The sequence below is a fragment of the Gramella sp. KN1008 genome (assembly GCF_004332155.1).
Taxonomy (GTDB): domain Bacteria; phylum Bacteroidota; class Bacteroidia; order Flavobacteriales; family Flavobacteriaceae; genus Christiangramia.
The window spans coordinates 601,050-614,105 of record NZ_SJDV01000001.1; the positions used below are offsets into that span (position 1 = coordinate 601,050).

Here is a 13,056-nt window from a genome sequence, read left to right on the forward strand (position 1 = left end):
ATTTATTGTGTATTTTAACCTGAAGTAGTAGATGTGTACTACAACGTTTGCGTGAAAAAGCCCTTTGGGCGTATCTTTCAGTAACAATTAAAGCAAAAACACTCACGAGTATGAAAGTAAAATTATTCTTGGCTTGTGCATTTTTCATGACTTTCATTAGTATGAATTACGCTCAGCAAACTAAAACTGTTAATGGTGTCGTCACCGATGCCAATGATGTGCCCTTACCGGGTGCCGAAGTGAAGGTGATTGGTAAGGAGATTTTTGATGTGACTGACTTCGATGGAAACTTCACTTTAGAGAATGTTGAGGTTGGAGATGTGTTTCGTGTGACTTTTCTTGGTTTCGCAGCACAGGAAATAGAAGTAACTACTAGTTCCGATTATGCTGTTAGTCTTACAGAGGATACCGGACAATTAGAGGAGGTAGTCATTGTAGGGTATGGTAGCCAGAGAAAACAGGATTTAACAGGAAGTATTAGTCGTGTAAGTACCGAAGAAATCACGCGCCAGCCTGCGTCTTCCCCAATGCAATCCATTCAGGGTAGAGCAGCCGGTGTTCAGATTACACCTTCCGGAGCTCCGGGGTCAACTCCTGATGTTTTTATTAGAGGACTTGGAACAGCTTTCGGAGGGCAAAATCCTTTATATGTTGTAGATGGAATTCTTACCGATAATATAGATAACATAAATCCTAATGATATCACAAATATTGATATTCTTAAAGATGCATCCTCTCTTGCGATTTATGGTAATAGAGGTGCTAATGGGGTTATTATCGTTACGACCAAAAAAGGTAAAGCCGGAGCTACAGAAATTAATATTGAATCCTCTTATGGTATTAAATCGGAATTAAGAAAAGTTAAGATGGCCGATTCAAGGTCTTTTGCTATCTATTCCAATGAAGCGCTGCAGGCTGATGGAGATGATCCGAGATTTTCTGAAAATCAGGAATTTAATACTGATTGGTTTGATGAAATCACCAGATCTGGAAGTATTTCAAGTAATAACCTTTCAATCACAGCTGGTAGCGAAAAGGTAAGAACATTTTTTAGTGCCGGGTATTATGAGGAAGAAGGTATACTAAAAGGGAATGATTTTAATAGGCTTACTTTAAGAAGTAATACAGAATTTGACCTGGTAGAAAGGATCAAATTCAGTCAACAGGTAAGTGCGGCATTATCCGATGAAATTCCAAAGCCATTTGGAGCATTCAATAATGCATACAAACAAACTCCTATCATCCCGGTGAGATATCCTCAAGGGAATGAATTCGCAGGTAAGTTTGGGTCTTCAACCGGAATCAATAATGTGGGTAATCCTGTTCGCGATTTGTTCTACAATAATCAGCAACAGAAGAATTTAAGGTTACAGGGAACATTTACTATCGAGGCTGATATTGCTGATTGGATAGATTTCACATCCAGATTCGGTATAGAAACAGAATATTTTAGAAGCAGATCTTTTGTTCCTAATCTTGATCTATTCTTATCTGGGGATCCAACCCGTACGGTGGATGACTATTCAGCAGATAGTCCAAAAAATACGCTAATCACCACTAAGAACAACAATTATCGTTGGGTATTAGACAATTTCGTAACTCTCAATCACTCTTTAAACGATGTTCATAATTTCAAACTTACCTTAGGTACCACTGTAGAAGAACTGTTAGGTTCCAATGGCATTATGAATGGCGAATATTTAAGAGGTGTTCGTTATAATGTTCCACCACAAAGTGATTTTTGGTTTTTAAATAATGGTGATGAAGAACCTCAATTATCCTCTGGAAGGTCTGGAAACCTGATAAGATTGAATTCATACTTTGCAAGAGCGAATTATGATTATGACAGTAAATATTTATTAACTGCCACAATTAGACGTGACGGTTCCAGTCAGTTCCAGGAAGGCAACAAATGGGGTAACTTTTTCTCTGTGGGTGCCGGTTGGGTTATATCTGAAGAAGAATTTTTACTTGGTTCAGAAACAATCAGCTTTCTAAAACTTCGAGGTAGTTTTGGAGAACTAGGAAACCAGAATGTACCATTGAACATCCTAACCTTTGCAACAGGATTAAACTACCCGTTTGGGCCTGATGAATCTATTAACGAGGGAGGAACGATCAATGAATTGATTGATCCTGCTCTATCCTGGGAGACTACAGAGGAGTTTGATATCGGTTTGGAGTTCGGATTTTTGGAAAATAAACTTTCCGGAGAAATAGATTATTATAATCGTCTAAACCGAAATGCCATTCTGCCTGTGGAATTACCAGATGCTTTTGGATTTAGCGGCACCACACTTACACCAGCCGGACAGGTGCGAAATGAAGGAGTGGAAATTGTCTTAAACTGGAGTGATAATATTGGAGAAGATTTCAGCTATAGCATTGGAGGTAATCTTACTTTTAATAATAATGAACTCGAAAAAGTTACAAATCAGTTCTTCGCTGAAAATACTGGAGGAAGTATAGGTAATGGTCAGATCACTAAAAAAGTGGTTGAAGGCCAGCCACTTGGTAGTTTCTGGTTGTTAGATGTTACCGGAGTAGACGAAAATGGTCAGTTCATTTATGATGATGTTGATAATAGCGGAACCATTAACGATGCTGATAAGAAGTTTTTTGGAGCTTATACTCCTAAGAATTTTGGAGGATTCAATTTCTCTATGAATTATAAGAACTGGGACTTTAATTTAGATGGCTATGGAAACTGGGGTAACTATGTTTACAACGGTAAAAAGGCCAACAGGTTTAGTAATGAGAATATAGAGCAGGAAGTTTTTGATAATAGATGGACACCTCAGAATCCTTCAAATACTGAACCAGCCCCATTTAACGCTGTACCCTTATCTTCAGATTATTATTTAGAAAAAGGAGATTTCCTTAGAATAAATAATATAACGCTTGGATATACCTTGCCGCTTGCTGAAGAGTTGTTTATTAGAAATGCGAGAGTATACTTTACTGCTCAAAATCCTGTCATCGCTCAGGCATATTCAGGTTATACTCCGGAAATTCCAGGAGGCCCATTATCTAATGCAGGGGTAGAGCTAAACGCTTATCCATCTACTCAATCATTTATTTTAGGATTAAACTTAAGTTTATAAAAAAGAAACTATGAAAACCATAAATAGAAAGTTTTTAATCATATTGGCTGTTATTGGATTTGTTTCTTGTAGTGAAGATTTTCTAGAAGTAAATCCTTCACAGGAAACCCCGGAAGTAGCCTTATCAGATCCAGATGTTGCTCCGCAATTGGTTAACGCTATATATAATCAGTTTTTAGGCTTTAACATGAGTTCTTTTCCGTGGTATGGAGCTACAGAAATCACTTCAGATAATGCAGATAAAGGAAGTGATCCAGGTGATACCGGAACATATCAGAAGAACCATGCTGAATATACCTATACTGAAACGGAAGCTTCATTTAGAAACCTTTGGGAAAACCATTATCAGGGAATTGCCAGGGCAAATAGAGCGATCTTACTTCTGCCTGATGTAGATATCGAAGATGATCTGAAGAATCGTTTATTAGGAGAGGCTAGATTTCTAAGAGGTTTGATGTATTTCAGAATGGTTCAGATGTTCGGGGGAGTGCCGCTAATAGATTTTATTCCGGATCCTAATAGTGAAGAAGATATTAACCGGGCTTATCAAAGAGCATCTTTAGAAGAGATGTATACTTTTATTGAAAAGGATCTTCAATTCGCTATTGATAACCTTCCTTTTAAAAGTGAATACGCACCCAGTGATCTAGGTAGAGCACCAAAAGGTGCAGCCCTGGCCCTTATGGCAAAGGTGAAACTTTATCAGCAGGAATGGCAGGCAGCCTATGATTACTCTCAGGAAGTGATAAATTCGGGAGAGTATCAACTGGAAAGCAATTATGAGGACATTTGGAAAGAAGAGTTTGAAAATGGAGTGGAGTCTATCTTTGAGATCCAGGGAAGAGGCGAAACCCCAAGTCTTGGAGTTAATAACTACAGAACTTCCCAGGGTGCCCGAGGCCAGGGAGGCTGGGGTTGGGGATTCAATTCTCCCAGTGAAGATTTGGTGAATGCTTATGAGGATGGTGATGAACGAATGGACGGAACAATCATTTTTAGAGGAGAAACCTTATATGATGGCCGTTTTGTTCCTGAAACCGTGACTAACGAAAGGTATAATCAGAAAGCATATGTTCATCTGGAAGCGGAAAGCCCAGATGAAAAGAACGTTCGTCTTATTAGATATGGAGAAGTATTATTGATCAATGCTGAAGCTGCTTTTCAACTTGGTAATATAGATACTGCTCTTGAAAAAGTGAATGAAATTCGAGATCGTGCCGGTTTGGATGATCTTGAAACTCTTACTTTATTGGATATCTATAAAGAGAGAAGACTTGAATTAGCCATGGAAGGAGATAGGATTTTTGATCTTCGTCGCCAGGGACGTGCTGCTGAAGTAATGCAAGCCTTCGGAGTACCTTTTGTAGAAGGGAAACATGAACTATTCCCTATTCCACAAGAACAGATAGCCCAAAGTGGTGGATTGCTAGAGCAGAACCCTCTTTGGTAATCTATGAAATGGAAACTTGGCATATTATTTTTACTAATTATAATGGGATGTAGCAGTGACTCGGGTACCGATTCGGTACCCGAAGGTCCTGCCACAGAAGTACCGGATAATGAGGAGGCAGGGGAAGAAGTTCCTTCCCTTAGTGATGAAGAACTTCTGGACCTGGTTCAGGAGACCACCTTTAATTATTTCTGGGATTTTGCTGAGCCGGTAAGTGGGATGGCACGAGAACGATCTCAGGATGATGCATATGGAGGGCAATCTCCTAATCTGGTTACAACAGGAGGTACAGGCTTTGGCTTGGCTACCTTTCCCGCTGCGGTAGAAAGAGGATGGATAACAAAATCCGAAGCTGTAACAAGGCTTGAAAAGGTTCTGGACTTCCTTGAAAGTGTGCCAACTTATCATGGGGCCTATTCTCACTGGTATCTGGCCAGCACTGGTCAGACACGACCGTTTAGCCAGATGGATGACGGTGGGGATTTGGTGGAAACGGCTTTTTTAATACAGGGTTTGCTCATATGTAGAGCGTATTTTGATGAAAATGATATTAGATCCCGAATTACTGAGATCTGGGAAAATGTAGAATGGACCTGGTACACAAACGGAAAAGATGTTTTGTACTGGCACTGGTCACCTAATTACGATTTTCAAATGAACCTTCCAATTAAAGGATGGAACGAAGCACTTATCACCTACGTACTGGCAGCTTCATCTCCCACTTACTCTATAGAGAAAGAGGTTTATAAGAGCGGATGGGCTTCAAATGGGAACATTAGAAGAAATCGACTACATTATAGTATAAATATGCCGCTAGGACCTTTGTTTGGAGGTCCTTTATTTTTCAGTCATTATTCATTTATTGGTCTGGATCCTAGAAATCTTCAGGATGAATATGCCAACTACTGGGAGCAGAATACAGCTCATACCTTAATCAATTATGAATATTCTGTAGATAACCCCAAAAATTATGAAGGATATGGAGAAGACAGCTGGGGCCTTACGGCTTCAGACAGTCACGAAGGCTATGCGGCACATAGCCCTACCAATGATCTTGGAGTGATCACTCCAACCGCCGCATTGTCTTCTTTTCCATATAGCCCGGAAAAATCCATGACCGCCCTAAGGCACTTTTATGAAGATAAACATGACGAGCTCTGGGGAGAATATGGCTTTTACGATGCGTTTTCAGAAGAGCATGATTGGGTATCTGACGGATGGCTTGCCATCGACCAGGGTCCCATTGTGGCAATGATAGAAAATTACCGTTCTCAACTCCTGTGGGACTTATTCATGAGCAACCAGGAAATTAAGGACGGGCTGGAGAAACTGGGATTTCTTTAATAATTAAAATATTACTTCAAGAAATTTAAAATGCTCAATAAATCTTTTTTAATAATTCTGCTAGTAGGATTCGCCTTTATTGGCTGTAAAGACAATAAGAAAGACGCAGCGGGTTCAGAAAAGGAAGTATCAGATTCAGAAATGCAAATATCTGATGAAGCTTTGCTGGATACCGTTCAGAAACAAACATTGAAATTTTTCTGGGATTATGCCGAGCCCAACAGCGGCCTGGCCCGTGAACGTTATCATCCCGATGGAAATTACCCGAAGAATGATTCACATGTGGTCACTACCGGAGGAACAGGTTTTGGCCTGATGGGAATCGTTGCAGGAATAGAACGCGGATTCATTCCCCGTGATTCGGCGGTCGCAAGGCTAGATAAAATAGCCGACTTTCTTGATAATGCACCAAGGTTTCATGGAGCCTGGTCACACTGGTTGAATGGTAAAACAGGAGAGGTGCAGGCATTCAGTAAAAAAGATAATGGTGGTGATATTGTAGAAACATCGTTTCTGGCACAGGGCTTTTTAGTGGTTCGCGAATACCTGAAAAATGGTTCTGACAGGGAAAAGTCGGTAGCCAGGAAATATGACGAATTATGGAAAGGAATAGAATGGGAGTGGTATACCAATAATAAAAACGGAATTATTTGGCACTGGTCACCGGAATACGAATTCGAAAAAAATTTTGTGATTCAGGGCTATAATGAATGTCTTATTACTTATGTGATGGCTGCAGCTTCTCCCGATCACTCTATTAAGCCGGAAGTATACCATGAAGGATGGGCTCGCGGAGGTGATATTACTACTAATGTTGAATCTTATGGAATTCCTCTCATTCTAAAGCACAATACCCGAGGAGATAAAGGAGGCCCTCTTTTCTGGGCTCATTATTCCTACTTAGGTCTTAATCCAAAAGGCCTTACCGATAAGTATGCTAATTACTGGAACCTGAATGTGAACCATACTAATATCAATTATGAGTATTGCCAGGAAAACCCTAAAGGCTTTGAGACTTATGGACCCGAATCCTGGGGGCTTACTGCCAGCTATACACGAAAGGAGGATGGTAGTGTAGGTTATGCCGCTCATTCCCCCGATGAAGATAGAGGTGTAGTGTCGCCTACGGCAGCAATTAGCTCAATTCCATATACTCCTGAAAAATCACTTAGAGCTATGAGGTATTTCTTTACAGATCAAAATGATCTGCTCTGGGGTCCTGCAGGATTTTATGACGCATATAGTCTTGAAGGAGAGCCATGGGTAGCTGACTGGTATCTTGCAATAGACCAGGGCCCTATGGTGGTAATGATAGAGAATTACCGTTCTGGGCTTATATGGGATCTGTTCATGCAGGCTCCTGAAGTGAAAAGCGGACTTGAAAAACTTGGTTTTGATTATGAAGAATAGATTGAAATATTTTATGATAATGTTCGGTTCTGTCTTACTGGCATTTCCGTTACTACTGAATGCTCAAACCAGGGAAGAGTTTAGAAAAGAACATTTTATTGCACAAGGAGATACCCTTAATTACAGGATACTATATCCTGAAGGTTTTTCTGAAGATAAGAAATATCCTCTTGTACTTTTTCTACATGGTGCGGGGGAACGGGGAGATGATAATGAATCGCAGCTGGTACACGGCAGTGATCTGTTTCTAAAAAAGGAGAACCGGGAGAACTTTCCTGCTATTGTGATTTTTCCACAGGCACCAAAAAAAGATTACTGGGCGAAGGTGGAAGTGAAAAGAGATACTATGCCTTTTCAGTTTGATTTTAAGAATAAAGAAGAACCAACCAGATCTCTTGATCTCGTGATGCAACTAATGGATACTGTCGTTTCAAAAGACTTTATCAATCCAGACAGGGTGTATGTAGGCGGTCTTTCCATGGGCGGAATGGGTACTTATGAGATCATTTTTAAGAAACCTGATATGTTCGCGGCTGCCTTTGCCATTTGCGGAGGTGCGAATGAAGAAATCGCCGAAAATTATCCGGCAGGATTTAATATCTGGATCTTCCATGGAGAAAAGGATGATATAGTGCCGTCCCGTTTTTCCAAGGCCATGGCTAGAAGTATTAACCACTATGGCGGAAATGCCAAATTATCATTGTATCCAGAGGATAATCACAATAGCTGGGATTCTGCATTTTCAGAACCCTATCTGCTGGAGTGGCTGTTCTCTCATCATAAAAATTAGTCTACAAGAATCAATTAGAAAATAGAATATAAAATATAGGAGAATGAGAAAAATTTATGTTTCAATAACCTTGATATTATGTTTGGGCATATCTATGCTGAATGCCCAGGAAAAAATTCCTGAGGTAGAAGAATTGCTATCAAAAATGACCCTTGAGGAAAAGATTGGTCAACTTAATCTTTTAACTCCTGGTGGAGGAGTGGCTACCGGCTCTGTGGTGAGTGAAGATGTAGAAACCAAGATAAAGGCCGGAAACGTGGGGGGTGTATTTGGGGTTTCCAGTCCCGAAAAAGTTAGACAGGCACAGGAATTAGCGGTTAAGAACTCCCGGTTGGGAATTCCGCTTCTTATTGGTGCAGATGTTATTCATGGATATAAAACCACTTATCCAATTCCGCTGGGCCTTTCTTCCAGCTGGGATATGGAGTTGATCAAAGAGGGGGCTAAAATGGCTGCTAAGGAAGCTACCGCCGATGGGATTAACTGGAACTTCTCACCCATGGTGGATATCGCCAGAGATCCCCGATGGGGACGTATTGCCGAAGGTGCTGGGGAAGACCCTTATCTTGGCTCTGAGATAGCCAAAGCTATGGTTCAGGGATATCAGGGTGAAGATCTCACTGCACCTTATACGATGATGGCAACGGTGAAGCATATGGCTTTATACGGAGCCCCTGAGGCCGGTAGGGACTATAACACCGTTGATATGAGCCGCCTGAAAATGTTCAACGAATACCTTCCTCCATATAAAGCTGCAGTAGATGCGGGAGTTGGTAGTGTAATGACTTCTTTCAATGATATTGATGGTATTCCTGCTTCAGGGAATAAATGGCTGCTTACCGATCTGCTTCGGGAAAGATGGGGTTTTGATGGATTTGTGGTTTCAGATTATACTTCGGTAAACGAAATGATCGCTCATGGATTGGGTGATTTACAGGCCGTTTCGGCGCTGGCGATCAACGCAGGACTGGATATGGATATGGTGGGAGAAGGCTTTCTCACCACCTTGAAGAAGTCTGTAAAAGAAGGTCTGGTTTCAGAAGAGCAGATCACTAAAGCCGCGAGAAGGATCCTTGAAGCTAAATATAAGATCGGTCTGTTGGATGATCCTTATCTCTATTCAGATGAAAGCCGACCTGAAAAAGATATACTTACTGAGGAGAACAGAAGTCTGGCGAGAAAAGCTGCGACCAGATCTTTCGTGTTACTTAAAAAGCATAATAATACCCTTCCGTTAGACAAAGAGGCTAAGATCGCTTTGGTTGGTCCTCTGGCAAATAGCAAGAACAATATGCTTGGTACCTGGGCACCCACTGGTAATCCCCAGTTATCGGTTCCGATTCTGGAAGGATTAAAAAATGTCGCGCCAAACGCACAAATCAGCTATGCGAAGGGAGCTAATATTGCTGATGACAGCACTTTTGCGAAAAAAGTTAATGTATTTGGAGAAAGAATACAGATCTCTAATGAGTCTCCTGACGCCCTACTAAAGGAGGCTCTTGATCTGTCTAATAATTCAGACGTTATCGTCGCGGTGGTTGGTGAGGCTACCGAAATGAGTGGTGAGGCTGCAAGTCGTACAGATATAACTATTCCGGATAGCCAAAAGAGGCTGATCAACGAGCTTGCAAAAACAGGTAAGCCGTTGGTACTCGTGTTGATGAGTGGTAGGCCACTTGATATTTCAGAAGAAATGGCCCTTCCGGTAAGCATCCTCCAAATATGGCATCCTGGAGTGGAAGCCGGAAATGCAGTTGGAGATGTTTTATTTGGTGACTATAATCCTTCAGGGAAATTAACTAATAGCTGGCCAAGAAGTGTAGGTCAGGTGCCAATTCATTACAGAATGAAGATCACCGGTAGGCCGGGTCCTGAATCTGGTGAGTTCCAGAAGTTCAAGACCAATTATCTTGATTCCCCAAATTCACCGTTGTTGCCATTCGGTTACGGACTAAGTTATACCACTTTTGAATATAGCGATGTAAAAGCCAGTTCTGAAAGTATGAGTGCCGATGGTTCTATTGAGCTAAGTGCGACTGTTACGAATACCGGTAATTATGATGGTGAAGAAATCGTACAGCTTTACATTCGGGATGTAGTGAGAAGCGTAACGCCTCCCGGAAAAGAACTTAAAGGTTTTAAAAAGATCGCTCTCAAAAAGGGCGAGTCTAAAACAGTGACCTTTACGATCACTCCTGAAGATCTTAAATTTTACAATTATAACATTGAATATGTGTATGAACCCGGGGAATTTGAATTCTTTATCGCAGGAAGTTCAGATTCTGAATTTGATGGGTCTTTCACTTTGAAAAAGTAATTCTCTAGTTTTAGTTTGTTGAGCCCTGGTTGTTTTCCGGAACGCCAGGGCTTTTTTATAGCTTTTCTACCTTGATGCCAGATAGCACCGGTTTTCCATTATCCGGTCTGAATTGAACCTTAATATTCTTTTCCGAAGCGATCTCATAATTTAGTTCAACTGCCTGAAGGACACCATAATCCCTTGCCAGGTTCAGATTTTGCTCTACGACTTTGCCATTGATCAGGATATCAAAATTTCGAATTTCATCAGAAGTTTTCTCATCATCAGATCCCAGGTTATAAATATTCTCTTTAGAGGCTCTTCTATTTGGTTCAGCCATAAGTAAAGTGATCCTGTAAATTCCTTTGGGAACATTGAACTTATAGCTCTCAAGGCCTTCCCGCATGGTTTGAAAAAGCGGTTCCTTTGTTGTTACTTTGATATTAGAAGCCGTTCCCTGGAACTTGCTTTTTGATTGTTGAAATACTTCGCCGCCGTTATAGCCAAAGGAATTTTCAGAAAAAGACTGATCGCTTATCCAGATCTCGCCGGTCTCTTCATCAACAAAATCGCTATGACTGCCTACATTGATCCTTAGCGGCTCATTCGCTATATTTTTAATCAGGTTATTTCTGAATTTAACTTCTATAGTTCTTGAATGGCTTGTATTCCCGGAAATAGCCTTAATTGAATGCTTTCCTTCTTCAAGATCCAGATCGAATTCGGCAATATTGTCCTTTACAATTGCTTCCTTATCGATATTATCATCAATCTTGACCTTTACTTTTTCAGAATTTGAAAATACCTTCAATTTTACTTTTTCATTTTGATCTATATAGCGGGTGGTAAAATTCTTTCCGGCGACATAAACAAAATCTTCCTTGCTCAGTCTCGCTTTGTAGTAATAATAAACATCCTTTGGCTCCCTGTTAAAGTTAACCAGACCTTTCTGATTGATAAATGGCCGACTGTCCTGCCTGCCGGAAGAACCGAAATCGGCAAAATTCCAGGCTGCCATTCCCAGCATATAATCTCTTTCCATGATCTGATTCAGATAACTCACATGACTTTTTAATTGATAAGCTTCACTGAAATCCCAGGGCCTGGGATCGTTGGTCTGAATCCTGGAATCACTTCCCGGGCCATATTCTGAGATGAGTAGTGGTCTTTCCGGGTATCTCTCATGTTGTTTGTCCAGGAATTTTCCGAGATTTTCCAATCCTGGTGTATACCATCCAAAATATAGGTTCCAGCCGATAACATCAGGAATATCAGCAATTTTAGAGGTATTATAGATTTCATTTTCGTGCAGAGCCATCACACTCAATCTGGAAGTATCGAGTTCTTTGGTTGCCGATTCGAGTTTTTGAGCCAGTTCCACACTGGTCTGGATCTTGACATTCTTGTCGGCTTCATTCATATCCCTCGTGAATACCAGCCTGATAAAGATCTCGTTCATATACCCCCAGAACACGATCGAAGGATGATTGTATAGCTGAAGGATCTGTTCCCGCTGCATGTCTATGGCATTCTGGTGATAGGCTTCAGAGTCTGTCACATCATTGATCACCGGAACTTCTGTCCATACAAGCAGACCAAGTTCGTCACAGATCCGATAAACATCGGGATCCTGCGGATAATGGGCTGTTCTTATAAAATTTGCGCCCATATCCTTGATCATCTGGTAATCTTTCCTGTGGATTGAATTAGGCACGGCATTCCCCATATTCTCGAAATCCTGATGACGGTTTGCGCCTATTAGTTTGATGGGTTTCCCGTTTAGAAAAAATCCTTTTTCGGGATCGGCTTTAAACCAACGGCATCCAAAGCTGGTGGAATAAGTGTCCAGTATTTCTTCAGAATCCGAATCTACCAGGTTTGCGGTAATATCATAGAGATGGGGATGTTCCGGAGACCAGAGTAGGGGGGTTTTAATTTCAAAATCCACAGAAAAATCTGAATGATCCTTTGTAAGAGCTGGAGTCAAGGTTTTTATGACTTTTCCATTAGGATCGGTTACTTTTATTTCAAGTTGGGTCTGTTTATTACCGGATCTGATGATGTTTCCGGAAAAGTTCACTTTGGCAAGTTCTGCAGAAACTTCGGGTGTTTTTACCAGTAAATTTCCTGCGGCTTCTCCTTCAAGTTTAAAATGATCCTTTCCGGTAACTATTAATTCGAGATCTCGATAGATTCCGCCATAAAAATTGAAGTCGGCTTCCAGTGGAGGGATATTCCGATCATGGGAATTATCAACCAGAATTCTTACCTGGTTGGCTTCTCCAAATTTCAAATGATTTGTCAATTCAAAAACAAAGGCTGTGTAGCCTCCTGTATGTTCTCCAACCGGTTTGTCATTGACAAAAACCTGGGTGTGCTGGTTAGCTCCTTCAAATTTCAGGAATACCGAGCTCTTTTGCCATTCTTGCGGAATAAATAGCTTTTTCTCATAAGTTCCTTTTCCCCTGAAATAAGTGCCATTATTAAAGGCGTCCTGAGCGTTCCAGGTATGGGGTATATTTACGATCTTTTCTTCTTCTGAAGTTTCCAGCTTAAATTGCCAGCCTGAATTAATGGTTTTTACCAGGCGCTGTGCCTCAGAATTCAAACTGATGAATAATAAACCGATCAGTAAAAACTTGAAAACTCTCATATTAAA

The 13,056-nt window shown here is 40.9% G+C and carries 7 protein-coding genes; 6 read left to right on the forward strand and 1 reads right to left on the reverse strand.

Annotated elements, in window-relative coordinates; translation table 11 throughout:
- Nucleotides 1-110: 110 nt before the first annotated feature.
- Genes EZJ28_RS02790 through bglX form a run of 6 tightly spaced genes read left to right on the forward strand, consistent with a single transcriptional unit; the run spans nucleotide 111 to nucleotide 10,415 of the window.
- Nucleotides 111-3,104 (forward strand): TonB-dependent receptor, encoded by a 2,994-nt coding sequence (locus tag EZJ28_RS02790; RefSeq protein WP_131394677.1) that lies wholly within the window; start codon nucleotides 111-113, stop codon nucleotides 3,102-3,104.
- Nucleotides 3,105-3,114: 10 nt separating this feature from the next.
- Nucleotides 3,115-4,554, forward strand: coding sequence for a RagB/SusD family nutrient uptake outer membrane protein (locus tag EZJ28_RS02795; RefSeq protein ID WP_131394679.1), 1,440 nt, complete (start codon nucleotides 3,115-3,117; stop codon nucleotides 4,552-4,554).
- Nucleotides 4,555-4,557: 3 nt separating this feature from the next.
- Nucleotides 4,558-5,898 (forward strand): glucoamylase family protein, encoded by a 1,341-nt coding sequence (locus tag EZJ28_RS02800; RefSeq protein WP_131394681.1) that lies wholly within the window; start codon nucleotides 4,558-4,560, stop codon nucleotides 5,896-5,898.
- 30 nt (nucleotides 5,899-5,928) lie between these two features.
- Nucleotides 5,929-7,308, forward strand: a complete 1,380-nt coding sequence (locus EZJ28_RS02805) for a glucoamylase family protein (RefSeq protein ID WP_131394683.1) — start codon at nucleotides 5,929-5,931, stop codon at nucleotides 7,306-7,308.
- Complete coding sequence (locus tag EZJ28_RS02810) at nucleotides 7,298-8,098, forward strand: prolyl oligopeptidase family serine peptidase (protein WP_131394685.1); 801 nt, start codon at nucleotides 7,298-7,300, stop codon at nucleotides 8,096-8,098. Before EZJ28_RS02805 ends, EZJ28_RS02810 begins: the two co-directional genes overlap by 11 nt.
- Nucleotides 8,099-8,141: 43 nt before the next feature.
- On the forward strand, nucleotides 8,142-10,415 hold the full coding sequence (gene bglX, locus EZJ28_RS02815; protein WP_131394687.1) for a beta-glucosidase BglX: 2,274 nt from the start codon (nucleotides 8,142-8,144) through the stop codon (nucleotides 10,413-10,415).
- A 55-nt stretch (nucleotides 10,416-10,470) separates the two neighbouring features.
- Here bglX and EZJ28_RS02820 read toward each other — a convergent pair whose 3' ends face one another.
- Complete coding sequence (locus EZJ28_RS02820; RefSeq protein ID WP_131394689.1) at nucleotides 10,471-13,050, reverse strand: glycoside hydrolase family 2 TIM barrel-domain containing protein; 2,580 nt, start codon at nucleotides 13,048-13,050, stop codon at nucleotides 10,471-10,473.
- Nucleotides 13,051-13,056 lie beyond the last annotated feature (6 nt).

Coding starts and splice junctions, on each gene's coding strand:
- EZJ28_RS02790 (WP_131394677.1), top strand. CDS start 111: ATGAAAGTAAAATTATTCTTGGCTTGTGCATTTTTCATGACTTTCATT.
- EZJ28_RS02795 (WP_131394679.1), top strand. CDS start 3,115: ATGAAAACCATAAATAGAAAGTTTTTAATCATATTGGCTGTTATTGGA.
- EZJ28_RS02800 (WP_131394681.1), top strand. CDS start 4,558: ATGAAATGGAAACTTGGCATATTATTTTTACTAATTATAATGGGATGT.
- EZJ28_RS02805 (WP_131394683.1), top strand. CDS start 5,929: ATGCTCAATAAATCTTTTTTAATAATTCTGCTAGTAGGATTCGCCTTT.
- EZJ28_RS02810 (WP_131394685.1), top strand. CDS start 7,298: ATGAAGAATAGATTGAAATATTTTATGATAATGTTCGGTTCTGTCTTA.
- bglX (WP_131394687.1), top strand. CDS start 8,142: ATGAGAAAAATTTATGTTTCAATAACCTTGATATTATGTTTGGGCATA.
- EZJ28_RS02820 (WP_131394689.1), bottom strand. CDS start 13,050: ATGAGAGTTTTCAAGTTTTTACTGATCGGTTTATTATTCATCAGTTTG.